The 26,019-nt window shown below is 44.2% G+C and carries 30 protein-coding genes; 14 read left to right on the forward strand and 16 right to left on the reverse strand.

Features of this window, described 5'->3' with window-relative positions:
- Nucleotides 1-7: 7 nt before the first annotated feature.
- Nucleotides 8-853, reverse strand: a complete 846-nt coding sequence (gene queF / locus AB4323_RS02570; RefSeq protein ID WP_017060768.1) for an NADPH-dependent 7-cyano-7-deazaguanine reductase QueF — start codon at nucleotides 851-853, stop codon at nucleotides 8-10.
- A gap of 131 nt (nucleotides 854-984) precedes the next feature.
- Here queF and syd point away from each other — a divergent pair, with 131 nt between their 5' ends.
- A complete protein-coding gene (gene syd / locus AB4323_RS02575; protein ID WP_050633962.1) occupies nucleotides 985-1,530 on the forward strand; it encodes a SecY-interacting protein in 546 nt (181 codons plus the stop codon).
- A gap of 4 nt (nucleotides 1,531-1,534) precedes the next feature.
- Entirely contained in the window at nucleotides 1,535-2,311 is a 777-nt protein-coding gene (locus AB4323_RS02580; RefSeq protein WP_017060766.1) for a Zn-ribbon-containing protein, read from the forward strand.
- A 120-nt stretch (nucleotides 2,312-2,431) separates the two neighbouring features.
- Here the strand turns inward: AB4323_RS02580 and AB4323_RS02585 are convergent, their stop codons facing one another.
- The 3 genes from AB4323_RS02585 to metN form a co-directional block, all read right to left on the reverse strand.
- Nucleotides 2,432-3,241 (reverse strand): MetQ/NlpA family lipoprotein, encoded by an 810-nt coding sequence (locus AB4323_RS02585; RefSeq protein WP_017060765.1) that lies wholly within the window; start codon nucleotides 3,239-3,241, stop codon nucleotides 2,432-2,434.
- A gap of 66 nt (nucleotides 3,242-3,307) precedes the next feature.
- A complete protein-coding gene (locus AB4323_RS02590) occupies nucleotides 3,308-3,991 on the reverse strand; it encodes a methionine ABC transporter permease (RefSeq protein ID WP_017060764.1) in 684 nt (227 codons plus the stop codon).
- Nucleotides 3,981-5,015 carry a methionine ABC transporter ATP-binding protein MetN gene (gene metN, locus AB4323_RS02595; RefSeq protein WP_017060763.1) on the reverse strand — a complete coding sequence of 345 codons (1,035 nt, stop codon included), beginning with the start codon at nucleotides 5,013-5,015 and terminating at the stop codon, nucleotides 3,981-3,983. Before metN ends, AB4323_RS02590 begins: the two co-directional genes overlap by 11 nt.
- Nucleotides 5,016-5,222: 207 nt before the next feature.
- Here metN and gmhB point away from each other — a divergent pair, with 207 nt between their 5' ends.
- The 5 genes from gmhB to treC all read left to right on the forward strand — a co-directional run bounded on the left by gmhB (nucleotide 5,223) and on the right by treC (nucleotide 10,754).
- On the forward strand, nucleotides 5,223-5,807 hold the full coding sequence (gene gmhB / locus AB4323_RS02600) for a D-glycero-beta-D-manno-heptose 1,7-bisphosphate 7-phosphatase (RefSeq protein WP_017060762.1): 585 nt from the start codon (nucleotides 5,223-5,225) through the stop codon (nucleotides 5,805-5,807).
- Between the two features lie 112 nt (nucleotides 5,808-5,919).
- A complete protein-coding gene (locus AB4323_RS02605) occupies nucleotides 5,920-6,261 on the forward strand; it encodes an MliC family protein (protein WP_017060761.1) in 342 nt (113 codons plus the stop codon).
- 91 nt (nucleotides 6,262-6,352) lie between these two features.
- Complete coding sequence (treR, locus tag AB4323_RS02610; RefSeq protein WP_372151540.1) at nucleotides 6,353-7,297, forward strand: trehalose operon repressor TreR; 945 nt, start codon at nucleotides 6,353-6,355, stop codon at nucleotides 7,295-7,297.
- A 205-nt stretch (nucleotides 7,298-7,502) separates the two neighbouring features.
- Entirely contained in the window at nucleotides 7,503-8,927 is a 1,425-nt protein-coding gene (treB, locus tag AB4323_RS02615) for a PTS trehalose transporter subunit IIBC (RefSeq protein ID WP_017069492.1), read from the forward strand.
- Between the two features lie 141 nt (nucleotides 8,928-9,068).
- Complete coding sequence (treC, locus tag AB4323_RS02620; RefSeq protein WP_372116559.1) at nucleotides 9,069-10,754, forward strand: alpha,alpha-phosphotrehalase; 1,686 nt, start codon at nucleotides 9,069-9,071, stop codon at nucleotides 10,752-10,754.
- A gap of 181 nt (nucleotides 10,755-10,935) precedes the next feature.
- Here the strand turns inward: treC and AB4323_RS02625 are convergent, their stop codons facing one another.
- Nucleotides 10,936-11,538, reverse strand: coding sequence for a YitT family protein (locus AB4323_RS02625; protein WP_372151542.1), 603 nt, complete (start codon nucleotides 11,536-11,538; stop codon nucleotides 10,936-10,938).
- 347 nt (nucleotides 11,539-11,885) lie between these two features.
- On the opposite strand from AB4323_RS02625, the gene glyA reads away from it, so the two are divergent.
- A complete protein-coding gene (glyA, locus tag AB4323_RS02630; protein WP_017066387.1) occupies nucleotides 11,886-13,136 on the forward strand; it encodes a serine hydroxymethyltransferase in 1,251 nt (416 codons plus the stop codon).
- Between the two features lie 499 nt (nucleotides 13,137-13,635).
- Here the strand turns inward: glyA and AB4323_RS02635 are convergent, their stop codons facing one another.
- The 6 genes from AB4323_RS02635 to tsaA all read right to left on the reverse strand — a co-directional run bounded on the left by AB4323_RS02635 (nucleotide 13,636) and on the right by tsaA (nucleotide 18,212).
- Nucleotides 13,636-13,962, reverse strand: coding sequence for a hypothetical protein (locus AB4323_RS02635; protein ID WP_017072003.1), 327 nt, complete (start codon nucleotides 13,960-13,962; stop codon nucleotides 13,636-13,638).
- A 232-nt stretch (nucleotides 13,963-14,194) separates the two neighbouring features.
- A complete protein-coding gene (locus AB4323_RS02640) occupies nucleotides 14,195-14,386 on the reverse strand; it encodes a DUF4250 domain-containing protein (protein WP_102467014.1) in 192 nt (63 codons plus the stop codon).
- Between the two features lies 1 nt (nucleotide 14,387).
- Nucleotides 14,388-14,591, reverse strand: a complete 204-nt coding sequence (locus AB4323_RS02645) for a YaeP family protein (protein ID WP_009847436.1) — start codon at nucleotides 14,589-14,591, stop codon at nucleotides 14,388-14,390.
- Nucleotides 14,592-14,819: 228 nt separating this feature from the next.
- Nucleotides 14,820-15,509 carry a tellurite resistance TerB family protein gene (locus AB4323_RS02650; protein ID WP_372151544.1) on the reverse strand — a complete coding sequence of 230 codons (690 nt, stop codon included), beginning with the start codon at nucleotides 15,507-15,509 and terminating at the stop codon, nucleotides 14,820-14,822.
- A gap of 190 nt (nucleotides 15,510-15,699) precedes the next feature.
- A complete protein-coding gene (locus tag AB4323_RS02655) occupies nucleotides 15,700-17,415 on the reverse strand; it encodes a proline--tRNA ligase (RefSeq protein ID WP_102428248.1) in 1,716 nt (571 codons plus the stop codon).
- A 101-nt stretch (nucleotides 17,416-17,516) separates the two neighbouring features.
- Nucleotides 17,517-18,212, reverse strand: coding sequence for a tRNA (N6-threonylcarbamoyladenosine(37)-N6)-methyltransferase TrmO (gene tsaA / locus AB4323_RS02660; RefSeq protein WP_017063354.1), 696 nt, complete (start codon nucleotides 18,210-18,212; stop codon nucleotides 17,517-17,519).
- A 124-nt stretch (nucleotides 18,213-18,336) separates the two neighbouring features.
- Here tsaA and AB4323_RS02665 point away from each other — a divergent pair, with 124 nt between their 5' ends.
- The 3 genes from AB4323_RS02665 (at nucleotide 18,337) to AB4323_RS02675 (ending at nucleotide 20,697) form a co-directional block, all read left to right on the forward strand.
- Complete coding sequence (locus tag AB4323_RS02665) at nucleotides 18,337-18,597, forward strand: type B 50S ribosomal protein L31 (RefSeq protein ID WP_136982694.1); 261 nt, start codon at nucleotides 18,337-18,339, stop codon at nucleotides 18,595-18,597.
- Nucleotides 18,597-18,722, forward strand: a complete 126-nt coding sequence (gene ykgO / locus AB4323_RS02670) for a type B 50S ribosomal protein L36 (protein WP_010436457.1) — start codon at nucleotides 18,597-18,599, stop codon at nucleotides 18,720-18,722. The genes AB4323_RS02665 and ykgO overlap by 1 nt, the downstream gene beginning before the upstream one ends.
- A gap of 388 nt (nucleotides 18,723-19,110) precedes the next feature.
- On the forward strand, nucleotides 19,111-20,697 hold the full coding sequence (locus AB4323_RS02675; RefSeq protein WP_010436458.1) for an AbgT family transporter: 1,587 nt from the start codon (nucleotides 19,111-19,113) through the stop codon (nucleotides 20,695-20,697).
- A 112-nt stretch (nucleotides 20,698-20,809) separates the two neighbouring features.
- On the opposite strand, the gene AB4323_RS02680 is transcribed toward AB4323_RS02675, so the two are convergent.
- The gene (locus AB4323_RS02680; protein ID WP_017063355.1) at nucleotides 20,810-21,253 is read right to left on the reverse strand and encodes a YaiI/YqxD family protein; all 444 of its coding nucleotides are present in this window, start codon (nucleotides 21,251-21,253) and stop codon (nucleotides 20,810-20,812) included.
- Nucleotides 21,254-21,307: 54 nt separating this feature from the next.
- On the reverse strand, nucleotides 21,308-21,595 hold the full coding sequence (locus AB4323_RS02685) for a hypothetical protein (protein ID WP_372151546.1): 288 nt from the start codon (nucleotides 21,593-21,595) through the stop codon (nucleotides 21,308-21,310).
- Nucleotides 21,596-22,363: 768 nt separating this feature from the next.
- On the opposite strand from AB4323_RS02685, the gene AB4323_RS02690 reads away from it, so the two are divergent.
- A complete protein-coding gene (locus AB4323_RS02690; RefSeq protein ID WP_017060749.1) occupies nucleotides 22,364-22,882 on the forward strand; it encodes a GNAT family N-acetyltransferase in 519 nt (172 codons plus the stop codon).
- Here AB4323_RS02690 and AB4323_RS02695 read toward each other — a convergent pair.
- Nucleotides 22,848-23,156: a DUF3301 domain-containing protein gene (locus AB4323_RS02695; RefSeq protein WP_017060748.1), complete on the reverse strand. Its 309-nt coding sequence runs from the start codon at nucleotides 23,154-23,156 to the stop codon at nucleotides 22,848-22,850. The genes AB4323_RS02690 and AB4323_RS02695 overlap by 35 nt on opposite strands.
- A gap of 84 nt (nucleotides 23,157-23,240) precedes the next feature.
- Entirely contained in the window at nucleotides 23,241-24,281 is a 1,041-nt protein-coding gene (locus tag AB4323_RS02700) for a DUF3549 family protein (RefSeq protein WP_017060747.1), read from the reverse strand.
- A gap of 87 nt (nucleotides 24,282-24,368) precedes the next feature.
- Here AB4323_RS02700 and AB4323_RS02705 point away from each other — a divergent pair, with 87 nt between their 5' ends.
- On the forward strand, nucleotides 24,369-24,683 hold the full coding sequence (locus tag AB4323_RS02705; RefSeq protein WP_372151548.1) for a YqcC family protein: 315 nt from the start codon (nucleotides 24,369-24,371) through the stop codon (nucleotides 24,681-24,683).
- Nucleotides 24,683-25,432 (forward strand): tRNA pseudouridine(65) synthase TruC, encoded by a 750-nt coding sequence (gene truC / locus AB4323_RS02710; RefSeq protein WP_372151550.1) that lies wholly within the window; start codon nucleotides 24,683-24,685, stop codon nucleotides 25,430-25,432. The genes AB4323_RS02705 and truC overlap by 1 nt, the downstream gene beginning before the upstream one ends.
- Before the next feature lie 125 nt (nucleotides 25,433-25,557).
- On the opposite strand, the gene AB4323_RS02715 is transcribed toward truC, so the two are convergent.
- On the reverse strand, nucleotides 25,558-25,941 hold the full coding sequence (locus tag AB4323_RS02715) for a DUF3461 family protein (RefSeq protein WP_004734354.1): 384 nt from the start codon (nucleotides 25,939-25,941) through the stop codon (nucleotides 25,558-25,560).
- Nucleotides 25,942-26,019 lie beyond the last annotated feature (78 nt).

Consider the following 26,019-nt stretch of genomic DNA (forward strand, 5'->3'; position numbering starts at 1 on the left):
CGCCTGATTATTGGCGAGCCATACGCTTATTGTGGCTTGGTCTATCTTGCTCTGTTGAACGGTATGGGTTGATATCCAGACCACCACGACGTGTGTAACGTGCGAACACAGTTAGCTTCGAAGGTGCACAGTATTTCATGATGTCAGTGAAGATACGCTCAACACATTGTTCGTGGAATTCATTGTGCTCACGGAAAGAAACTAAATAGCGTAGCAGAGCTTCACGGTCAATTTGCTTACCAGAATATGCGATCTCAACGCTGCCCCAATCCGGTTGATTGGTGATCAAACAGTTCGACTTCAATAGGTGGCTGTGCAGTGTTTCTTCAACGTCTTGTTCGCCAGCAGCGCCTTCAAGCAGCGACGCTTCAAAGTCGTAGCTAGTGATTTGGATGTCTTGGTTGTCGATACAGTCACCTTCCATCGTCACGATAGGTTGGTTAGTGTAGTCGGTTACTGAGTTTACATTCACAATCACCGTTTCGCCTGCACATGCCGACAAATCTTGGGTCAGGCGCTCGGTTACTTGATCCCAGTTTTCAAATTGAGTCTGGTTGTAGCTGTTCAGGTACAGCTTGAAAGATTTTGATTCAATTAAATTTGGGCTGGTTGCTGGGATGAAAACTTCACCGACAGCCACTTGTGGTAGACCATTGGTGTTTAGCCACGAAAGCTCGTACATCGTCCAAATATCATGACCAACAAAAGGCAGCTCGCCGTTTAGCGCAAGATCATCGCGATTAAGGCTACGAGGCACTGGTTGCAATAAACTTGCATCGTATTGGTTAGAGTACTCAGTTTTTTGGCCAAGGGTTAAACCCGCTAGCTCTTTTGCGTCAGAATATTTGCTCATACTTTCGTTTCAAATTCGATTAGAATGGGGTCGATTTTACTGAATCCCCCTTACCCTGTCATTAAGTCATCGCTTAATCGGCGCGGAAAGGGCTCGGATTCTATTTATTATTTTGTGTTTAGGAGATTTTCATGACTCAACGTGCTCAAGACGCACTACTTTCTTTTAGTCAGCGATACGTTGACGCGTGGCAGCAGAAACACCAAAGCTTACCTCGTAATGAGGAGTTGGTGGACATCGTATCGCCATGCGTAGAAGAAAAGAGTGGCGATGCCGTGTTGTGGAAGCACTATCCACGTGAGCAATTCGCGGATTTCACCAACGTTGAAACCGGTATTGAGTTGACTCTGCATGAAGACATCAAAACTTTCTACGGCGCACAATTCAGCGCAGATATGAACGCAACTTTCGATGGTAACGAATTGACTCTGTTACAGATTTGGAGTGATGAAGACTTCGAATGCCTACAAGAAAACATTTTGGGTCACCTAGTAACTCAGCGTCGCTTGAAGCTAAAACCAACGGTTTTCATTGCCGCGACCGATGCTGAGCTGGATGTTATCTCTATCTGTAACCTAACGGGTAACGTGATTTTGGAGCGCTTAGGTACCAAAAATCGTGATGTGCTCGCCGAGACATTGGCAGAATTTTTAGAAAAGCTACAACCAGCGGTATAAATAGATGTACGTACTAGAACTTCAATTTGAGTGTTTTGATAACACAACGGTAAGCGCTGTCGACAAGGCGGTTAATGGCTTAATGGATGCACTTCGTTATAACGGACAAGTGTTAGGTCGTGAGTTCCCAATCGTGATGGGCGATGGTGAATTCTATGTTCGCGTTGTGTGCCCGGAGCAAGATAGCTTGCACCCGCGTAATCACTCAGACTTTGTGAAAGTGTGTTTTGATCGCTTGTCTAACGCGAGCCTACTAGCGCCTAAAATGCGTTTGCTAGGTCGAGATCTGAACTCAGAAGAAGTGGCAGAAGATGAAACACCAAGCTGGCAGGTGTTATACACGACATTCGTGCACACCTGTTCACCGCTGCGTAGTGGCGATAGCTTGCTACCAATCCCTTTGTATCGCAATCCACCTACCTTCAATGGCGACCATAAAGCCGTGTTGAAATGGCAGACCGAATGGCAAGCCTGTGATGAAGTACAAATGGGTGGTGGTTGTCGCGCGGAACATGCAACGCTAACCGAGATCAGTGACACGAAGAGTGTGCTGTTTAAACGCGGTTGGGGTCTAAGAGGGCGCATTGAGTATCTGACTAAGGTTCCAACCTACTACTACTTATACCGTGTCGGTGGGATCAGCCTGAAAGATGAAAAAGAGCGCAAATGCCCGCAATGTGGTGGTGAATGGCTGCTAGATGCGCCTATCCACGATATTTTCTATTTCAAGTGTGATGACTGCCGATTGGTGTCAAACATCTCTTGGGATCACCTGAAGTAATCGACTTTGTTTCGCTTAAATCTGAGATGCTTTACTTTCTAGCAAATCTTTATCATTAAAAAAGGGGCTGACGTTATGTCAGCCCCTTCGGGTATCTATACAGTGCTGTCGTTTAGTTGATTACCAACCTTTAACGACGCCACCTTGGAAGATGTCAGAAGCTGCGTTGTACACTTCTTCAGTTTGGTAAGCTTTAACGAAGTTTTGTACGTTTTCAGCGTTTAGGTTGTCTTCACGAGAAACGATTAGGTTTACGTAAGGAGAATCTTTGTCTTCAACGAATACGCCATCTTTTTGTGGAGTCAGGTTGATAGAGCTCGCGTAAGTTGTGTTGATGATAGATAGAGCAACATCATCAAGAGAACGTGGCAGTTGAGCTGCGTCTAGTTCAACAATCGTTAGGTTCTTAGGGTTACCCACGATGTCGCGAACTGTAGCTAGAAGACCTGCGCCTTCACGAAGTTCAAGAAGACCTTGTTGCTCAAGAAGAAGTAGAGAGCGACCTAGGTTTGTAGGGTCGTTTGGTACAGCAATACGAGCACCGTCTTGGATTTCGTCTACCGATTTCACTTCTTTAGAGTAACCCGCAATTGGGTAAACAAACGTGTTACCAGCGATAGTTAGCTTGTAGCCACGGTCAGCCACTTGCTGATCTAGGTACGGTGCGTGTTGGAATGCGTTGATGTCGATAGAACCATCATCTAGAGCTGCGTTTGGTGTTACGTAATCCGTGAAAGTAACCAGTTCAACGTCTAGGCCGTATTTCTCTTTCGCTACTTTAGCTGCCACTTCAGCAACTTGCGCTTCTGCACCTGCCATTACGCCAACTTTTACTTTAGAAGTATCCACTTCTTTATCGCCACAACCTGCTAGAACTAGCGCTGAAGCTGCTGCTGCGATAGTTAGTAAACCTTTAAGGTTAAATTTCATAATAATCTCCTTTTAATAAATCTATTTAATTAGGTTCAGACGACTCTACTCTTTATGTGTGAGTCTTTATCTGTGGTCAACACGGCGAACTAATGAATCACCGATTGATTGAATAATTTGTACCAGCACAATCAACATCACTACTGTCACAGCCATGATGGTCACATCGTAGCGGTGGAATCCGTAACGAATCGCGACATCACCTAGGCCACCTCCGCCTACAGTACCGGCCATTGCTGAGTAGCTCACCAGAGTCACTAGCGTAATCGTTACTGAGTTGATGATAGTCGGTAGTGCTTCTGGAAGCAGAACCTTATTGATGATTTGTGTTGGTGTTGCGCCCATTGATTGGGCCGCTTCCACTAGACCTGTTGGTACTTCAAGTAGTGCACTTTCGATAAGTCGAGCCACGAATGGGATAGCGCCAATCGTCAGTGGAACAATCGCTGCTGTTGTACCGATGAAGGTACCAATCAGCATCTTAGTCAGTGGAATAATCGCAACCATCAAAACTAAGAAAGGTACTGAACGACCCACGTTCACAATCGCACCTAGAATCTTGTTTACTTTGGTGTTCTCTAACAGGCCACCTTTTTTAGTCGTATGCAGAATCACGCCTAGTGGAATACCGACCGCGAAGCCAACAATGCCTGCAACAGCAACCATGTAAAGCGTTTCGCCTGTTGCGCCTAATAGAAGGTTACCGTTAAGGCTGATCCAGTCAGCAATCTCGTTGAAACTAAAGGACATAACCAAGCACCTCTACTTTTACATTGTTGTCGCGTAGGAATTGGATAGCAGCATTATCATCTGCTTCATTACCGAACAGTTCAGCGACCATCATGCCGAACTTCACGCCACCGGCGTAATCAAGGTCAGAACTTAAGATGCTGACATCGATATTGAATTTACGTGCGATTTGCGTCATTAGCGGAGCATCAACCGTTGCACCAGTAAACTCAAGACGCACCAGCGGGTAGCTGCTGTTTACGCGAGTCTCTTGCAAACGTGCTTGGTAATCTTCAGGGATCGTCAGATCCAACGTTGAGCGAATAAACTGATGCGCTAGCTCTGTCTTCGGATGAGCAAAGATGTCACCGACTGTACCTTTCTCTACCAATTCACCGCCGCCAATGATCGCAACCTCGTGACAAATGCTTTTAACCACATCCATCTCGTGTGTAATAAGCAGGATAGTGATGTTCAGCTTGCGGTTGATTTCACGCAGCAGCTCAAGGATAGATTGAGTTGTTGCTGGATCCAATGCGCTGGTGGCTTCATCACATAGCAGTACTTTCGGGTCAGAGGCCAGTGCGCGAGCAATCGCCACACGCTGCTTTTGACCACCACTTAGGTTTGCCGGGTAGGTGTCACGCTTATCAGCAAGGCCAACCAGTTCAAGTAACTCGCTGACTTTCGCTTCAATAATCGCTTTATCTTTACCAGCAAGTTCTAGAGGCAGTGCTACATTGTTAAATACAGTACGAGAAGACAGCAGGTTGAAGTGCTGGAATATCATGCCGATGTTACGGCGCGCTTCGCTAAGTTCTGATTTGCTGAGTTTTGTTAGGTCGATACCATCAACAATCACTTCACCCGAAGTCGGGGCTTCCAACATATTTACACAGCGGATTAGGGTACTTTTGCCTGCACCTGAAGAGCCGATGACTCCAAAGATTTGACCTTGAGGAATGTGGAGGTTGATATCAATTAAGGCATTGATTTCTTTAGTGCCTTGATAAAAAACCTTATTGACTTGATTCACTTTAATCATAGAGAAACCCGTGCAGGTAGAACAGAATAATATGTCGATAGCTCGCTCGATTTACAGACGATGCTATGGTGTTCTATGATCTAAGTCAATAGATATTTTTACGTCTAGACGGCTAAACGTCGATTGTATGGCTAAGCTAGAAACAAATCGTTAACGAACGCAAAACTAAATAGATAGTGATGAAGCAAATAAAGCGTGTAATAATTAATGATTAATAGAGAGTTGATAGAGAACAAAATTTTGTCTAAACCTGCTGTTTTTTTAGATCGTGATGGAGTGATTAACGTTGATCACGGCTACGTACATGATGAGCATGACTTTGAATACATCGATGGTGTGTTTGAAGCGGCGAAAGCGTTTAAAGATATGGGTTATTTATTGGTGCTAGTGACCAACCAATCTGGTATTGCTCGCGGCATGTTTAGTGAAGACCGTTTTCTTTCTTTAACGCAGTGGATGGATTGGAACTTTGTTGATAATGGTGTCGAGCTCGATGGCATTTATTACTGTCCTCACCACGCTGAGCACGGTATTGGTGACTACAAGCAAGATTGTGAATGTCGTAAGCCAAAGCCAGGCATGTTCATTTCTGCTCGTGACTTTCTGAAGATTGATATGGCTAACTCGGTCATGATCGGCGATAAAGCGGAAGACATGATGGCTGCAGAAGCAGCAGGTGTTGGTACTAAAGTCTTGGTAAGAACGGGTAAACCCATCACTGAAAAAGGTGAAGCGTTGGCTAGCGTGGTACTTGATAGCATTAAAGACGTACCCGCTTTCTTAAAAGGCTAAACGTTTTATTTATCACTAAGGTATGGACCTATCATTAGGCACTTACATTAGGTTTGTTCGAACCTGTGAATAGGCTAAGTGTCGTTGACTATATAAAGATGAGGAACGAAGTATGAAAGCTATGTTGGTAGCATCTCTATGTACAGTAGCATTGGTTGGGTGCTCTAAATCAGCAGCCCCTGAGACTGATAGCGCAACATCGAATGATCAATTCGCGACTTATCAATGTGAGTCTGACGTCTCGTTTGATGTGTCTTACCTTGATAATGAAAAAGCGGTACTACGCTTGCCTGATAATGAATACCGCCTGACTCAAGTTCCAGCGGGCTCAGGAACCAAATACATCTTAGATGATGGCACTTCAGAGATGATTAACAGCATCACTTTGCGCACGAAAGGTGACAATGCGCGTCTAGAACTTGGTCGCGTAGTCTATCGAAATTGCCAAAAGTAAGTCATAGTAAGAACTGCTAGTATTTACAAACAGTTAAGTGAGGGAATCTACCCTCACTTTTTCTTCTCTTCCCTTTAACGTTAGACTTTTTATGAGCAAAAAACTCACTATTCTTGATATTGCAAAGCTGTCCGGTGTTGGTAAGTCAACCGTATCACGCGTTCTGACCAATGATCCAAAAGTGAAACCTGAAACCCGTGAAAGGGTGGAAAGAGTAATTCAAGAATCTGGGTACACGCCTTCAAAATCTGCGCAATCGATGCGCGGTGGCAGCCAAAAAGTCATCGGCGTGATTATCTCTCGTTTGGACTCTCCCTCTGAAAACAAAGCCGTTAGCACGATGCTGGCCGAGTTGTATCGAGCGGATTACGATGTCGTGATCATGGAAAGCCAACTTGATAGAGATAAAGCCAATGAGCACCTGCAAGTTCTAAAGCGTCGTAACGTTGATGGCATTATTGTATTTGGTTTTACTGACTGCGATATTCCGGCAATCGAAGCTTGGGAACACAAAGCGGTGGTGATTGCTCTGGATACCGAGAACGTGACGTCGATTAACTATGATAACCAACAGGTGATCAATAGTGCGTTAACGCATTTAGCAGATCAGGGGATCTCTGAGGTTGGCTTCATTGGCGTTGATCCTAGTGATAAATCAACCGGTGAACTGCGTCTTAAGGCTTATCTCGAGTGGTGTGAAAATACAGGTTCAATTGCGAACTATCGTACTGGTCAACTTCATCATGAAAGCGCTTATCAGTTGGTGGATGAGGTGCTTGCTCCTGCGACTCAAGCGATTGTCTGTGCGAGTGATACACTGGCTCTTGGCGTAATCAAACGTCTGCAAGAGTTACAACGTGAAGATGTGGTGGTGACTGGCGTTGGTGGCAATGATCTTCTCTCATTCTTGTTCCCACGAGTATTTAGCATTGATCCTGGTTACCAATCTGCAGGTAAGTTGGCTGCTAATCTATTGATCTCTCAGCTTTTAGGCAATTCAGAGATCTCTCATCATACGCAATCTCCTATTCTATAATCCACTCAATTAAGCGAAATTGAACGGCTTAGATTAAAATTAGAGTGTGATCTCTTTCAATTAATGGGATTGTTCCCATTTTAATTTATCATTCATACGGGCATTATAATAACCGTAATTGGGAATGTTCCCATAAATCTAAGTCTGAGTGATTATAGCTTGCATGGTTTAGATGAGTAATTGAATGAAACCAGGGTGGGGTAGTATGAGTAAGATAGCGAAGCAAGACGTTGCGCGTCTTATCGAGTTAGTCGGTGGTAAAGAAAACATTGCGAGTGTCAGCCACTGTCTGACTCGACTGCGTTTTGTATTGAACGATACAGAGCAGGCCAACAAAGCTGAACTCGAAAAACTGAAGCTAGTAAAAGGCTGTTTTACTAATGCAGGCCAATTCCAAGTTGTGATTGGCACTGAAGTTGATGAAGTGTACGCACTTCTGATTGAACAGACAGGTAAAGAGGCATCATCAAAAGATGAGGCGAAGCTGGCTGCTCGTCAAAACATGAACTTCCTTGAGCGTGGTATCTCCCATTTAGCCGAAATTTTCGTACCACTGCTGCCTGCCATCATTACAGGTGGTTTGATTCTTGGTTTCCGTAATGTGATTGGCGACATTCGCATGTTCGACGGCAAAACCCTCGTTGAAATCAGTCAATTCTGGGCAACGGTTCACTCTTTCTTATGGTTGATCGGCGAAGCTATTTTCTTCTTCCTTCCGGTTGGTGTGTGTTGGGCAACGGTTAAGAAGCTCGGCGGAACCCCTATTTTAGGCATCACGCTCGGTGTGACCTTGGTTTCCCCGCAATTGATGAACGCTTACATGATAGGTAAATCGGTACCTGAAGTGTGGGACTTTGGCTTGTTCGTGATAGAGAAAGTTGGTTATCAGGCTCAGGTGATCCCTGCGATGTTAGCGGGTGTGGCTCTGGCCTTCATCGAGACCAACCTTAAGCGTATTGTTCCTTCTTACCTGTACCTTGTTGTCGTGCCGTTCGTATCGATTATTTTGTCTGTGATTCTAGCGCACGCTTTCATTGGCCCATTTGGCCGTATGTTAGGCGATGGCGTGGCATTCGCGGCTAAAGCGGCAATGACAGGTGACTTTGCGATTCTTGGTTCAGTAGTCTTTGGCTTCCTATACGCACCTTTGGTGATTACAGGTATTCACCACACAACCAATGCCGTCGACCTACAACTGATGCAAGACTTAGGCGGCACACCAATCTGGCCTTTGATTGCGCTATCAAATATTGCACAAGCTTCAGCGGTTGTTGGCATCATCATCTTAAGCAAACGCGAAGGCGAACGAGATATCTCGGTTCCAGCTGCAATCTCTGCTTACTTAGGTGTAACAGAGCCAGCGATGTACGGCATCAACCTTAAATACAAATTCCCAATGCTGAGCGCAATGATCGGCAGTGCCGCTGCGGCTGCTATCTGTGGTAGTGCAGGAGTGATGGCGAATGGTATCGGTGTTGGTGGCTTGCCAGGCATCTTATCGATTCAACCGCAATATTGGTCTGTTTACTTAATTGCGATGCTGGTGGCGATTGTACTACCCGTCACGTTAACACTGTTCTTCTATAAACGAGCACAGATGAAAGGCGAGCTAGAAACCGCCAACGCGTAATGCATTTAATAAGCGATGACTCCAAGGTGAGCCATCGCTTTTTCTCTTAGTTATAGCTTTTTCTTTTAGTTATAACGGCTATTCGACCATGATTCACATGGTGATTTTTATTTTATATTTTCTGGTAAGTGAGTGTTAGAGATGGCGATGACTGAGCATGATGAAAGTTGGTGGAAAACCGCAACCATCTATCAAATCTACCCAAAGAGCTTTTGTGACAGTGGCAGTAAAGGTACTGGCGATATCAAAGGGATCATTTCAAAACTGGATTACCTTAAACATTTGAGTGTCGATGCGATTTGGCTAACCCCGGTTTACGCATCTCCTATGATCGATAATGGTTACGATATCTCAGACTACTACGCGATTAATCCTCAATTCGGCACCATGGAAGACTTCGACTTATTGCTGTCTGAAGCGCACCAACGTGGTATCCGTATCGTGATGGATATCGTGGTAAACCACACCTCGACAGAGCATGCATGGTTTCAATCTGCTTTGGGCGACAAAAACAGCTCTTACCGCGATTACTATATTTGGAAAGATCCCGTAGATGGTCAAGCACCAACTAACTGGCAGTCTAAGTTCGGTGGTAATGCGTGGGAACTAGATGAGGCGACTGGGCAATACTTCCTACACTTATTCGCCAAAGAACAGGCTGACCTCAACTGGGAGAACCCAGTTGTACGCGAAGAAGTGAAAGACGTTATCAGCTTTTGGGCAGAAAAGGGCGTTGATGGTTTCCGCTTGGATGTGATCAACCTGATTTCGAAGCAGCAAGACTTTCCTAATGATGATATCGGTGATGGCCGTCGTTTCTATACCGATGGTCCACGTGTACACGAATACCTGAAAGAGATCAGCGAAGCCGTATTTCAGAAGTACGGCAGCGTGACCGTAGGCGAGATGTCTTCAACCACGTTGGAACACTGCCAGCAATACTCAAACGTTGATAACAGTGAGCTATCGATGGTGTTTAACTTCCACCACCTTAAGGTCGATTACACCAATGGTGAGAAGTGGACCAATGCGCCGTTTGATTTCTTACAGCTCAAATCGATCTTTAATCACTGGCAAACGGGATTGAATGGCAAAGGGTGGGGCGCACTATTCTGGTGTAACCACGACCAACCAAGAGTGGTGAGCCGCTTAGGTGATGATCAGCAATATCGTGTTGAGTCGGCCAAGATGTTGGCTGCTTCTGTGCACATGATGCAAGGCACGCCTTATATCTATCAAGGTGAAGAGATTGGTATGACCAACCCTGGCTATACTGACATCAGCCAGTATCGTGATGTTGAGAGTACCAATATGTACGACATCATGGTTAACCGTGATGGTGTGGCTCATCAAGATATGATGGCGATTCTAGCGCAGAAATCTCGTGATAACTCTCGTACACCAATGCAATGGAATAGTGAGCCTTACGCCGGATTCTCACAAGCTCAGCCATGGCTTGATGTAGCGAATAATTACTCTGAGATTAACGCTGAGCAAGCACTGGAAGACAAAGACTCTGTTTTTTATTTCTATAAGAGCTTGATTGAGTTACGCAAACAAGTACCAGTGATTACGGATGGCAGCTATCAAGATCTATTGCCTGATCACTCATCCATTTTTGCATATGCACGTGAGAACGAAGGGCAAACCTTGCTGTGTATTAACAACTATTATGGTGAAGAGGCGGAGTGCGTTTTACCGGAACGTTTTGATATGACTAAGGCGAAGAGTCTGTTGTCTAACTATCAACAAGCGAACACTTCAGTTGCATTACATCATCAAGTCTTACGTCCTTACGAGACTCGTATTCTCTTGATTGAAGGTTAACCTTGTTTCATTTTAAGAAGCTTGATTCTTATTCCCCTTAAAGGATTGGGCTTCTACAAAGGCTTTGGAGTGCTCCCCAAAGCCTTTTTTGTTTTAGTGATGGCTGGAATATCGTGCCTCGAGTCTACTTGCGAGAAGTTTGAGCATCGAGTGCCAGCAACGACAGAGCAGGTAATGAACTCTAAGACGCGTAATTCACCGAGTAGCGAGTTGGTTTGTGGTTCATTGCCAATACGATGTTCAATACTGCGGTGCCTAATACAGAAACGGCAATCACCCAAGGTGACACGAAGAAGAACGATGCAAACAGAATACATGCATCAATACCCATTTGTGTTTTACCTACCGAGATACCGTAGCGGTCTTGGATAAACAAGCACAGTACGTTGAAGCCACCCAGACTTGAGCGGTGACGGAATAGGATTAGCATACCTAAGCCCATTAATAAGCCGCCGGCAACAGCACAATAGATCTCGTTATGAACTTCTAGCGAGATAACTAAGTATAAATGATCGGCAAACACAGATACTAAAGTACCAGAAATCGCACTGCTAATAGCAAAGCTACGGCCGAATCGTTTCCATGCTAATAAATAGAATGGACAATTGGCAACAAAGTACAAAATACCAAAGGTTACAGGCAAGAATTGACTCAAAAGCAGAGCCAAGCCAGTAGTGCCCCCGGTAAGCAGGTTCGCTGACTGTAAAAAGAAGACGCCTAACGCCACTAAAAACGTGCCAGTGAGAATCGCTACCCAATCTTCTTTACGTGAGTGTTTTTCCATCGTTTTTATAATTACCTAACCAATAAAGGCGTGCATAGTAGAGAAAAACCTTAGCTTTCGGTAGCTTGAGGGGCAAAATTAAGGTAAACCTATGTAATCTGCGTTTTACAGGGTGTAAAGCGTAAAATTGACAGTAAGCGCCATCTTTGGTTGGATAAGCCAAATAACCATGATGAATCTTATTTGTGATTATGAAAAAACTGCATGATAAAATTGCAATTAGCTCTTTATGACCTAGATCAAATTATGTAGAATGCGTCACATCAAAACGGTGACGGAAACGTTTGCTTTCGGTCGTTGTGTGGTTTTTTTGAAACTTTCAGTACAATCTGAGTCAGGAGATACAGATGCTTAAGCGTGACATGAACATTGCTGATTACGATGCGGATCTATTCGCAGCTATCCAAGAAGAAACTCTTCGTCAGGAAGAGCATATCGAACTTATCGCTTCAGAAAACTACACAAGCCCACGTGTAATGGAAGCTCAAGGTTCTCAGCTAACAAACAAATACGCTGAAGGCTACCCAGGCAAGCGTTACTACGGTGGTTGTGAGTACGTAGACAAAGTTGAAACTCTAGCAATTGAACGTGCATGTGAACTATTTGGTGCAGAGTACGCAAACGTACAGCCTCACTCAGGTTCTCAAGCAAATAACGCTGTATACATGGCACTACTAAATGCAGGCGATACGGTTCTAGGTATGAGCCTAGCACACGGTGGTCACCTAACTCACGGTTCTCCAGTAAACTTCTCTGGTAAGCTTTACAACATCATCCCTTACGGTATCGATGAAGCGGGTCAAATCGATTACGAAGAGATGGAAAAGCTGGCTATCGAGAACAAGCCTAAGATGATCATCGGTGGTTTCTCTGCTTACTCTCAAATCTGTGATTGGAAGCGCATGCGTGAAATCGCTGACAAAGTAGGTGCTTACCTGTTCGTAGATATGGCTCACGTAGCAGGTCTAATCGCTGCAGGCGTTTACCCGAACCCAGTGCCACACGCTCACGTAGTAACTACAACGACGCACAAAACGCTTGCGGGTCCTCGTGGTGGTCTAATCCTTTCTAACGAAGGCGAAGATCTTTACAAGAAGCTGAACTCAGCAGTATTCCCAGGCGGCCAAGGTGGTCCTCTAATGCACGTTATCGCTGGTAAAGCAGTAGCGTTCAAAGAAGCTCTAGAGCCAGAGTTCAAAGAATACCAAGCACGCGTTGTTGCTAACGCAAAAGCAATGGTTGCTGAATTCCTAGCTCGTGGTTACAACATCGTTTCAGGTTCTACAGAGAACCACCTGTTCCTAGTTGACCTAATCAACAAAGACATCACAGGTAAAGAAGCAGATGCAGCACTAGGTGCAGCAAACATCACTGTAAACAAGAACTCAGTACCAAACGACCCACGTAGCCCATTCGTTACTTCAGGTATCCGTATCGGTTCTCCTTCTATCACTCGTCGCGGTTTCTCAGAAGCAGACGCGAAAGAGCTAGCAGGTTGGATCTGTGACATCCTAGATAACATGGGTGATGAGTCTGTTATCGAAGCGACTAAAGCAAAAGTACTAGAGATCTGTAAGCGTCTACCTGTTTACGCTTAATTTTTCTGGCTCAAATAGCTTAATTTCTGTGTCAAAGGTGCTCATTTACATTCGTAAACTCCGCGCCTTTTCCTTGAACTAAAGCTATTTGATTGAAAAATACGATTTGAAAGGCTCCTGTTGGGAGCTTTTTTTGTTTTTTTGGGTATTACGTTGTCGAGCATGCTCACTTACATTCGTAAGCTCCGCGTGCTCTCCTAGAATTTCAAACAACTACTTTGAAAAATATTGATACTAGAGGCTCCTTAATAGGGGCCTTTTTTGTACTTGGAAGTTTTAAAATTGTTGTCGAGCATGCTCACTTACACCCGTAATCTCTGCGTGCTCTCTTAGAATTTCAAACAACTACTTTGAAAAGCAATGATACTAGAGGCTTCTTTAAAGGAGCTATTTTTTGTATCTGGTGGCTGGTGGATTTGGGATTAAGAGTAAAGAAAAGCGGGTATTAAAAAGGGTTAATGCTTTCACATTAACCCTTTGGTATTTGGTAGTGTCGATTCTACTTTTTGATGCTAAGTAGGGTGCCTGACTTACACTTGAAAGAGTAGTAGTGGCGGCTTTCACTGAACTTACCTAGGCCTTCGCCATCACAGTAGTCGATGTTGATGTCACGCATCACTTCTAATGTGTCTTCGCTGTTCAAAGCGAATTTAGAGCCATCAGAACAGACGATACGAACTCGTTCATCATGGCTTACAGAGTAAATATCGACTTCAGTATTACACAGCTCAAAAGAGGCTTCGCGAAAGTTGTCTTGCTGAGTATTTGAAGCGCAACCTGCGGTGAGTGCGGCTGCGATAACGGCTAAAAGTCCGAGTCTTTTCATTGTTAATCCTTCACTATCATCAATTTGAGTGATGAGTTTTATATGCTAGTTTAGGTAGCCTATACAACAATACGCTTTGGTTCAAGGCGCGTTCGTTGACTCTAAGATATAAAAGTATAGGTGCATACAGCTAATTTATAATGGGTTTGCTGCGTGTTTCCTTATTACGTATCACCAACAAAAAAAGACCAACACAGAGGTTGGTCTTTAAATAGGAAGATTTTTTAAACGACTATCGAAACTGTTTAGCTTCTGGAAGATACTCAAAACCAGCAGACGCGAGCTTAGCGATTAAGGCTGCTTTGTCGATTTCGTAGAAGTTGACCACTCGATCCAAGTCACCACCGAAGTCGTCACGTAACTTCATGTTGACGATACTCATCAACATCACAGAGTCCATCTTTTCAAAATTAGCGAGGTTCATGTTAGTCCTCGAAATCTGAGATCAGCAGATTGGCTGCGGCAAATGCAGCGCGATCACGTGCTTCTTTAGGAAGAGATTCATCTGCAGCAAGGTCATTCAATGTTTTTACCGCGCAGGTGATCGCTTTAGGGATATAGCCTTGGTCGCCACTGCCAATTTGAGAATACAGTTCACGCACCAAATCACAACAATCGTATACTTTCATTTTTATACCTAACCAAATGATAACTGATCTCAATATACACATAGAGATAAGCAAAAACAAAGTGGATCTGATTAAGTTCAGAATTAGTTTGTTCTTGCTCAATATCTCATTCTGTTAATGCTCAATATCTCATTCTGTTAATGCTCAACGTATCACTTTGCTAGTCTGCTACTTAGCGTGTATTTGCGGCTTAGCATGATATTTATTGATTAGCCTAATATTGACCGCTTAACCAGATATTTGCTGTTCAAGTTGATAAGTAACTTCATCTGCAAGGTTGAGTTGCTTAGCTAACTTTTTGAGGTAGGCCTTCTCCATAAAGTTCTGCTCGTCAGCCACAATCAAAGAGGCTAAGTAGATCTCACTTGCTTGTTGAGGTGAAGTTGCGAGCTGAGCAATCTCACTTGGGTCGAGTGGTTTGTGCAGCTCTTCAGAGACCAATTTAGTCAGTTGATAGTCCGCGCCCATATTTTCGACCGCTTGCTCGATCTTTGCCATCTCCTCCTCATCGACATGACCATCGGCTTTGGACGCAGCAATCATAGATCTTAGAATCAGCACACTATGGTTTGAGTCGTTCTCATCAAATTGAGCTTGTTCGGCATTCGGTGTTTGGCCTTGTTTAGACTGGTAATCGTTATAGACCTTGTAAGCGAGTGCACCAAGTGCCGCTGCGCCACCAATACCAGCGGCTTTCTTACCCATTTTCTTGGTTTTCTTCGAGCCCATTAACGCACCTAAGAGTCCTCCGCCAACTGCGCCTGCACCGAAGGCTCCGAGCGTGCTTTTGTTGATACTCTTGCCATTGCTGCCTTGAGTTAGGCCACTTAAACTTGAAGACCCTTGTGAAAGTTTCTGAGTGCCTTGTTTAACGAGATCTGATTTAAGTGCTTGGTTCAGTGGGCTTTTGATATCCATCGATACCTCCAATGGTGAGCATGTCCAAAAAGTTGATGACACCAATATACGGATTTAAAGATGAACAGGGGATTAACTTACGTTATTTACTCTACTGATAAATAGAAGGGAGTTTGAAGCGAAATGACAGGCACAAAAAAGGCCACCTAACGGTAGCCTTTCAATGTTTATCTAGTCAGTAATCGGATTACTAAGCTAGTTGAGCCTTAAGGTGCTCGATAACCGTGTCCATTGCGATAGCTTCTTTATCACCAGTACGACGGTTTTTGTATTCGAAGTTACCTTCGTCCATGCTGCGATCGCCGATAACGATAGTGTGAGGGATACCCACAAGCTCGATATCTTTAAACATAACACCAGGGCGCTCTTTACGGTCATCGAATAAAACTTCGATACCCATAGCTGTTAATTCAGCGTATAGCTTCTCAGCTGCTTCTTTAACGCGCTCAGATTTGTGCATGTTCATTGGTACGATAGCAACTTGGAACGGCGCTAGTGCGTCTGGCCAAGTGATACCGAATTTATCGTGGTTTTGCTCGATAGCAGATGCAACAACACGTGAAACACCGATACCGTAACAACCCATCTCTAGGATTACGCTCTTACCATCAGGACCAAGCACGTTACAGTTCATTGCTTTAGAGTAAGTATTACCCAGTTGGAAGATGTGACCCACTTCGATACCACGCTTAAGCTGGATAGTACCTTTACCACATGGGCTAAGGTCACCTTCAACTACGTTACGTAGGTCTTCAACTTGAGCAAGCTCAACGTCACGACCCCAGTTGATGCCGAAGTAGTGCTTACCATCTACGTTTGCACCAGCGCCAAAGTCGCTCATTACAGCAACAGAGCGGTCAACGATGAATGGTAGCTCTAGGCCAACAGGTCCAAGTGAACCAGGACCTGCACCAACAAGTGCGCGGATTTCTTCTTCAGAAGCCATCTCTAGCGGAGAAGCAACCTGTGGAAGGTTCTCTGCTTTCACTTCGTTCAGTTCGTGGTCACCACGGATGATTAGCGCGATGATATCAGCGTCTACTTCATCAGAAGCTTTAACGAATAGAGTCTTAACTGTCTTCTCGATTGCTAGACCGTGTTGCTCTACCAATTCTGCGATAGTTTTCGCATTTGGTGTATCAACCAATTCCATCTCTTGAGTTGGTGCTGCTGCATCTTCAGTAGGAGCAAGTGCTTCTGCTTTTTCGATGTTTGCTGCGTAATCTGACTCAGTTGAGAATGCGATTAGGTCTTCGCCGCTTTCAGCAAGAACGTGGAACTCTTGAGAGCCGCTGCCGCCGATTGCGCCAGAGTCTGCCAATACTGGACGGTATTCAAGGCCCATACGGTCGAATGCTTTACAGTAAGCATCGTGCATCGCTTGGTAAGACTTTTCTAAGCCTTCTTTGTCGATATCAAAGCTGTACGCATCCATCATAGAGAATTCACGTGCACGCATTACGCCAAAACGAGGGCGGCGCTCATCACGGAATTTAGTCTGGATTTGGTACAGATTTAGAGGTAGCTGTTTGTAAGAGCTGATCTCGTTACGTACTAGACTCGTTACCACTTCTTCAGCTGTTGGGCTAAGAACAAATGGACGAGAGTGACGGTCTGTGAAACGAAGTAGCTCAGGCCCCATCTTTTCAGAACGGCCAGTCTCTTCCCAAAGCTCAAACGGTTGAACTACGGGCATCAAGATTTCAACGGCACCTGCATTATCGATCTCTTGGCGAACGATATTTTCGACTTTACGCAGTACACGTAGACCAGTAGGTAGCCAAGTATATAAACCTGAAGCTAGCTTACGGATCATACCTGCACGTAGCATCAGCTGGTGGCTGATAACTTCTGCGTCGTTTGGAGTCTCTTTCAGAGTAGAAAGAAGGTAGTTACTGGTACGCATTCTATGGTATCCGTTTCATCATTGATAAAAGAAAACTTGCTGTCGTTCGTAACCACAGCAAATCTGATATAGCCGCATATAATATCAGCCTATTTGGGATCTCAAAAGCGTTCAATGTCAGTTACATTGATGAAAAGCGTTTCAACCACGAATTTCACGTTAAGATTGAACAAATTTACCGCATATTCCTTGTTGTCAGGCTTGCCTTTTTTATAGGCAGGTCGCGGATCTTGGCCTAATACTTCTTTGATCACCTGAATGATATGGCGCGCTTGTGGATGGCTTGCGAGCTTACTTTGCGCTTGCTGCGAAAAGTTAACGTCGAGCACTTCTGGTTCATCGGCGGCAAACCCTCCCAATGCATCCGGAATCGAATCTGAATAGGGGATATAAGGCTTGATGTCGATGATCGGTGTACCGTCTACTAAGTCGACGCTGCCGAGATCCAACCAAGTCTGTCCTTTCTCTTGAGACACACCTTTTAGTTCAACCGCAGACATGCCAATTCCATTTGGTCTGAATGTGGCACGTGACGCGAATACACCAATACGTTCATTCCCGCCAAGGCGAGGTGGCCTCACAGTTGGTTTCCAGCCTGCTTCAAGGTTCTTGTCGAACAGAAATAGTAACCAAACATGGCTAAATTGCTCTATATCACGAACAGACTCAAGGCAGTTTGCTGCATCAACCAATCTGACTCTTGAGGTGGATGTGGGTACCAACCTGGGCTGCCTTGGCACAGCGAACTTCTCTTTATAAGGAGACTCAATAAAGCCAACAGGTTCAATTGTGTACATAGTTGGGTGTTCTCTGATTACGATTAAGACGGAAAAATATCATAAAATCGCTTGTTTTTCTTTTGATAACAATTGTCACTTGTAGTGTTATAACATATCAAGTTGGTTATTTAAGGGGAATACAATGAAACCGAATATCCATCCAGATTACCGTCCCGTGGTTTTTCATGACACCAGTGTCGATGAGTACTTCTTAATCGGCTCAACGCTAAAAACAGACCGTACTATCGAATGGGAAGTCGGCAATACTTGCCCTTACTTCACGATTGAGGTGTCGCCAAAGTCGCATCCTTTCTATACGGGCAAACAACGAGTGCTACATAAAGAGGGACGCGTTGCGAACTTCACTCGTCGTTTTGGTCAATTAGGTAAGGGAGCTAAATAATGAAAGTTGTTAAATCACTTAAAAGTGCGAAAAGCCGTCACCCTGATTGCCAGATAGTTAAGCGTAGAGGGCGTCACTATGTGATCTGTAAATCCAATCCAAGATTTAAAGCGGTTCAAAAATAACCGTCAATATGATGTGACATGTGTGTAAAAACGAGGGGAAAGTCAAACTTCATTCATTTGTCTGTTTTTCTTTTCCTTCGAGAGGAACTTAACCGGATATCGAGTGTGTATTTAACGTACGATGTATTTTATTTTCAAGTGAATCAATGGGTTATATTGTGAGTTATATTTCTAGTGAATGCGTTGTTGTAAATTATAAATCTAGTTTTTGTGTTTAATATAGATTTATTTGCTAATTAATTGTTCAAATAAAGTTAAAAGTCGTCGTTTGTTACACACTTTGTAACATTTTGAATTTCTAATTGATATTTTTGTCGCGTACCCTTCGCTGGCAATTTGAACATCTTTGTCACAATTGCACAGGAATCACTACACAAGGAGGGAACAGATGAGTTCATCTGCTTCAATAAAAAACAACGCACCAAAAAAACCTATTTTCACACGCTTTTTAGACAGCGTTGAATATTTGGGGAACCTTTTACCCCACCCAATCACTCTTTTTGCTATCTTCTGTGTCGCAATCCTAGTTTCTTCAGGTATTGCTGGTTACTTTGAAGTGTCTGTCATGGACCCTCGCCCTGAAGGTGCTAGTGGTCGTGCTGCTGATGGTATGATCCACGTTGTAAGCTTACTTAATGCTGAAGGCTTACAACTCATCGTAACGAATCTAGTTTCGAACTTTGTTGGCTTTGCGCCACTTGGTACTGTACTTGTTGCAATGCTAGGTGTTGCGATTGCTGAGCACTCAGGTCTATTATCTGCGGCAATGCGCGGCATGGTAATGGGCGCATCTCAGCGCATGGTTACTGTAACCGTGGTATTTGCCGGTATTATCTCTAACACGGCTTCAGAGCTGGGTTACGTAGTACTTATCCCTCTTGCAGCAATGCTTTTCCACTCATTGGGTCGTCACCCATTAGCAGGTCTAGCGGCAGCATTTGCTGGTGTATCTGGTGGTTATTCTGCAAATCTACTTATCGGTACGGTTGATCCACTGCTTTCTGGTATCACAGAAACAGCAGCACAAATGCTTGATCCATCTTACTCTGTTGGCCCTGAATCAAACTGGTACTTCATGTTTATTTCGACCTTCTTTATCTCGATTGCCGGCGCATTGGTAACAGAGAAGATTGTTGAACCTAAACTGGGTAAATACAATGTCGAAGACGCGTCTGAAGATCTTTCAAATGACTCAATGGGTAAGCTTACTGCTATTGAGAAGAAAGGCCTTAGATTGGCGGGTGTCGCTGTATTAATCGTGAGTGCGCTTTTAGCTTGGACTGTTGTTCCTGCTGACGGTGTTCTACGTTCAGAGGCGGGCACGATTTCAGGCTCTCCATTCCTGAAAAGTATCGTCGCGTTTATCTTTGTATTCTTTGCTATTCCTGGTTTTGTTTACGGCAAAATTACCGGTTCAATGAAGAATGACCGTGATGTGATTAATGCAATGGCAACGTCGATGTCTTCAATGGGCATGTACATCGTTCTTGTATTCTTTGCTGCACAGTTTGTTGCTTTCTTTAAGTGGACGAACTTTGGTCAAGTGGTTGCTGTAGGCGGCGCAACATTCCTTCAGGATATCGGCCTAACGGGTCCAATGTTGTTCTTCGCATTCATCCTAATGTGTGGTTTCATTAACCTGATGATCGGTTCAGCTTCTGCACAGTGGGCAGTAACAGCGCCAATCTTCGTTCCAATGCTAATGCTAGTAGGCTACGCACCTGAAACGATTCAAGCGGCTTACCGTATCGGTGATTCAACAACCAACATCATTACACCAATGATGAGCTACTTCGGTCTTATCCTTGCCGTAGCAACTCGCTACATGAAGAACCTAGGTATCGGTACACTGATCGCGACAATGTTGCCTTACTCAATGGTATTCATGTTTGGTTGGAGCATCTTGTTCTACCTATGGGTATTCGTATTCGGTCTACCAGTAGGTCCAGGCGCTGCAACGTACTACACGCCTTAGTTGTAGAGTAGGGGAAACCTTCTTCTAATTGATATTAAAAAAACCTGCATTGTTTGCAGGTTTTTTGATTTTTTATGGAGAGATAGAACTAGGTTAAGCTCGGATGAGCCAGCTAGCGTTTGGCTAGAATTCTATCTAAGTGGTTTGCGAACTCACGACGGTCGGTTTGAGAAAGGGCACTTGGTCCACCCGTTTGGATGCCACTTGAGCGCATGGTATCCATAAAGTCACGAATGTTCAGACGCGCTTTAATGGTCTCTTTGGTGTAAAGCTCACCACGAGAGCTGAGTGCTTGCCCACCTTTAGTGATCACTTCGTCAGCCAGAGGGATATCGGATGTAATCACAAGATCGCCGGGTTCAGTGCGCTTTACGATTTCATCATCAGCAATATCAAACCCGCTTGGCACTTGAATTGAGTGAATGTTATTGCGTTTAGGAACGGGAACCAGATGGTTTGCCACAAAGGTACATTCAACCCCTGTGCGCTCAGCTGCGCGTACGATTGTTTCTCGGATAACCTTTGGACAAGCGTCCGCATCAACCCATATCTTCATAGTGTTCTATTTCTCTGTTAGCTTATTTATCGGTCAACTTATTGCTCAGTTGCCTTATTGATCAGTTAGTTTAGCTTCAAGCATGGCAACGCGAGCAGTGAGTTCAAGGATTTGCTTTTCCAGTTGGCTAACACGATCAAGTGCTGGCTCTTCTTGTGTCGCGACTTCAACTTTAGGAACACGATTTGCGCTTTTCCAGCTCTTGATGGTCGTGATTAAAGCGGGCATCGGAACGGATGTGCTCATACGAGCCTTAACTAAAGCAACTGTCGGCTCTTTCCCTTGCGCTTGCAGTCCTTTAAGCACTGATTTCAACTCTTCAGAAACATCTTTTGTCAGCATGTTGATCTCCATTTTTAGTCTTTAGTCATTTTACTCGCTCTGGTGAATGATAGCGAATCATAAAACCGCCCATGGCTTGTGAGAGATCTCTTACAAAGGTTGTGAGATAACACGAATACATCGCTAGAGAGATTGATGTGCACATGGTTAAGGTGTTGAATTTTAATTGTTTTATATAATTAACAACTTTCTTGAATTCAAAATGTGATGCAAATCTATTGTCCGAAATCCTAAATCGCGTAAATTAAACCTTGTCGGAAGGATTCTGACACGGAACAGGAAAGCACCAAGGATTTGGTTATCTTCAGGATGAAGATTTGGTTACTTAGGATTGAGTGATCAAGCATGGAGCGTAAGGACATTGTAGGGATACAGTCAGTTAACAGGAAGTTAGCTGCAACGGAATGACAATGGACACCTTTAGGATTAAAGGGTTGGATTAGCATCAGGACGATGTAAAGGACACCGCTCACGGAACAAGTGATGTGCGCTAACTAGGATTGTTAGCTTTCAGGATGATTGGACACCGCTAGGACGGCGAAGTAAAGGAAAGAGCTGAAGGATTACAGCCACTATTATGGATGATGCATGGAGCATTAATTAGTAGCCGGACTGCTGCGAGTAAGACCCTAGCCCTGACACTTCGGTGTCGGGGCTTTTCTTTTCCTAAGGCTTTTTCTCTATCTAGGGGCTCTCTTTAATTCAGGAGCTTTTATCTAAGCACGCGACATCTGCTTTTCTGCTAATGGTCAACACAAGGAGTGTTTTATGACGATAGCAACCTCAAGAACGCTGTTGGTACCTTATACCGAGCAGTTAGAACATGACTTTATCAAGTTGAATTGCTGCCCCATCAATCGTGCTGAAATGAACGGGCCGCATTCTATTGCCTCTGCAAAACACCTATTTCAAGAAATACTGAACGACAACGTTGGTTTTTGCCGAGCCATTATCCACAACCAAACCCGCGAATACCTCGGGCATTTGTTTGTTTCGTCTGAAGAAGGGAAGCATGAACTGGGATTTATTCTGGACAAGGAGTTTTGGAATCAAGGCCTTGCTAGTGAAGTGCTAAAACCTTTCTTTAGTTTGGTTTGTTTTGAAGAACACCTAACGAATGTTGTCGCGACCGTTAATGTTGGTCATAACCCATCAATTAAGTTACTTGAAAAGTTAGGCTTTGCATTTAAAGAGACCAAACAAGATCAGTTTGGCCCTTATCATGAATATAGTTATACCGCGTATTGCGACGTTACATTCTATGAGGCTGTAGCTCAAACCGCATAGAACGGAAGCCCACCATGGTCAGTTTCCCTTGGTACAGGTCATCACCTAACGCTGAAAACTCAAATTGATACACGGTGTGCCAGCGCCAAATGGTGGTGAGCTCATGGCGCATCTTAAGTTTATGACCACTAAAGGCAACACTTAATAGCTGTAAGTCGAGCTCTTTACATTTTCTCGCAATGGCAGCTTTCGCAAGCTCGGATTGCCTGCGCTGTTGCCAAAACAGAAAGCAAAAGAAGCACAGCATCAAAATAGCCAATAAGTTATCTATCATTTAATCCATACTTCCTTTTATCTCTCTATTCCGTTCGTGATTTGAGCTTTTTGTTATGAGCTACTGAGCTGTTCTGTCTGGTATCTATTGCGACTTAGCCGCTTGTTGTAATTCTACAAGTGCATTGGCGAGTTCTGGTGATGGGTTCGAGTTCAACAATGGTAAAAATACCATTCTCAGTGTCGGAATCATCACTAAATCTGCAAATAACTGATTGAACAAGTTTTGGTTGCCCGTTTGTGCGAGACGCAGCAAGAACTGCTCAGCAATCGCAGGATCTTGCAGTGCGTGCCAGCTGCGACCAGCCAAACCAATCAATACTTCTTGGTGGCTTAAGCGCGGGCTAGCCAGAACTTGGTTAATTACGGCGTTGGTTGTGCTTTGCTCTGCGCCAGAAAGGGCACGTACCAGTGCTGACAGTAAGAACAGATCTGGCTCTTGACTGTTAATCTCATTCTCTGCCATTTCTTGTAAGCGTTGAGCGAGCTTGTCATTGATTTGCGTATGCTCAAGCGCCCCGAGAGTCGCGTATAGAGGTTCTGAAGGCAGCTTATTCAATGCTTTGCGAATCGCGACACCATTTTGTTGGCTGCCTAAACGAGCACACATATCAGTGATGCCTTGTAGGCCAACGGTTTTCCAGTTGTCCCAGCCTAGATCGCCTGTGAAGTAGTGTTGAGCGTGTTCGTAGTATTGGCTCGTTGCAAGGTCTAAACCTGCTCTTACTTGGCTATGGAACACGGCCATTTTGTCTTCTGAAGGCTTGAAGGTATATGGGTTGTTTGACAGCTTTTGTTGTTGCTCTTCGCTGATCTCACCGTTCAAACGTGTGCCCATCGCTTCGATAACAAACTTAAGGAAATTGCCGACATCACCTTGATGTAATAGGCCTCTTTCGTCCAGTTTGAATTTTAGGAACCAGATCCAAGGTTGCTTGTGTTCGTTCCAGTAACTAATCGCTAAGTGAGCTTGTTTCTGAAGTGGAAATGGGTACGGCTGTTTCCCTTGCTCAACATCAGAGAATAAGGTGTTGTCGATCTTCTGAATACGGCGACCTAGGTCGTAGATATCGTACTGGCAACCGCTATTCTTTAGTAACTGAGTGAGCGTGTGAATCGTTTCCATAGTAATAAAGCTCCTAACTTTCTTTCCTAAATAGATGGTACTCTATGCCCCAATTTCAAGGTCACTAGATAAATAACTTGGTGAAAAATGACAGCAGCCACAAAGTTACCTCTTTTACTTCAACAACTAGAAGAACAAATGCGCCAATGTTCGCTATGGAGCACGCTTCCGCCTTCGGATGAAGCTCTAGCGAGCGTTGAGCCTTTTGCGATTGACTCGCTACAGCCAGAAGAGTGGTTGCAGTGGATCTTTATCGTAAAGATCAACGCAATGATGGATGCCCAAATGAGCCTACCGAGAGGCTTTGCGATTCATCCTTATTTTGGTGAAGTATGGAAAAATGAGGCAGAAAAAGCTGAACTGCTAGTGACGATTCAGAGTATTGATGAGGTATGTGCGTAATGTTAGAGATCATTTATCAAGATGAGTACTTTGTCGCGGTGAATAAGCCAGCCGGCATGCTAGTACACCGCTCATGGCTCGATAAACACGAGACTCAATTTGTTATGCAGACACTGCGAGATCAAATTGGTCAGCATGTATTTCCATTGCATCGCTTAGACAGACCGACATCGGGTGTGTTGGTGTTTGCGTTGTCGAGTGAGGTTGCTTCACAGGTGATGCCAATGTTCGCTAATCATGAGATGCAAAAAACCTATCATGCGATTGTCCGTGGTTGGATAGAAGAGGGCGATACGCTCGATTATGCACTTAAGGTTGAGCTGGATAAGATCGCAGATAAGTTCGCGAAAGAAGACAAAGAAGCGCAAGAGGCAGTGACAGTCTATGAACCGCTAGCAAAAGTAGAAGTGCCGTATTCAACAGGTCGTTTTCCTACCAGTCGTTATTGCTTAGTTGAGATGATGCCGAAGACAGGACGTAAACATCAGCTGCGCCGTCACATGGCTCATCTAAGACATCCAATCGTTGGCGATACTTCACATGGTGATGGTAAGCACAACCGACTGTTCCGTGACGATTTAGATTCACACCGTCTGTTACTGCATGCTTCTGAATTGCGCTTCATCCACCCTTTTACAAAGAAAGAATTAGTAATGAAGGCCAGCCTAGATGAAACATGGCTAAGGTTGTTTGAAACCTTTGAGTGGGATACCAGCTTGGTGAATGCTGAAGCACGGTCGTCTAAGTAAAGACCAGGCGTTTAGTAAACATAGAAAATAGAATAAAAATAAAGGGCTGATAGTGATATCAGCCCTTTTTGTGTCTATGCAATCTTAGCGGTAAAACTAATGTTAGTTAGTCGCTCATCGCGGGATCATTTCAGCTTTTCTAGATCGGCTTCGATCTCTGCGATCTTACTTGATACAACCTTCTCTAAGTGGCGTAAGTCGGTAAGGATCTTCTGCTTCACATCGACCTCAGCGGTTGGCGTCGGTTTGGTGATCTTGTTGAGCTCATCAATCACAAGAGTGAGGTTGCGGTTAATCTCAGTCACTTCTTTGTATTGATTATTGCCACCGCTAACAAGCACACTTTTTACTTGTCGTGGGTACTTAAACTTAACGCTTTTCGCGAAAAGTTCACCTTTCTGCTTACGAAAGTAAATCTTCAGGATATCTTTATGAGCTTCTTGGCGAAGGGAGTAACGTTCAATCTGTTTAGGTTCGTGGATACCTAAGCCAGTGAGGTTTGGATACATAAGCGACCTCTAGGTTATGAATGTAATACTTTTATGTAATTGACTTGATCAATGTAGCAGCCTAACGACGAGCTAGAT

Origin of the sequence: Vibrio sp. 10N.261.52.C11, from assembly GCF_041471405.1 — a bacterium.
Lineage (GTDB): Bacteria > Pseudomonadota > Gammaproteobacteria > Enterobacterales > Vibrionaceae > Vibrio > Vibrio crassostreae_C.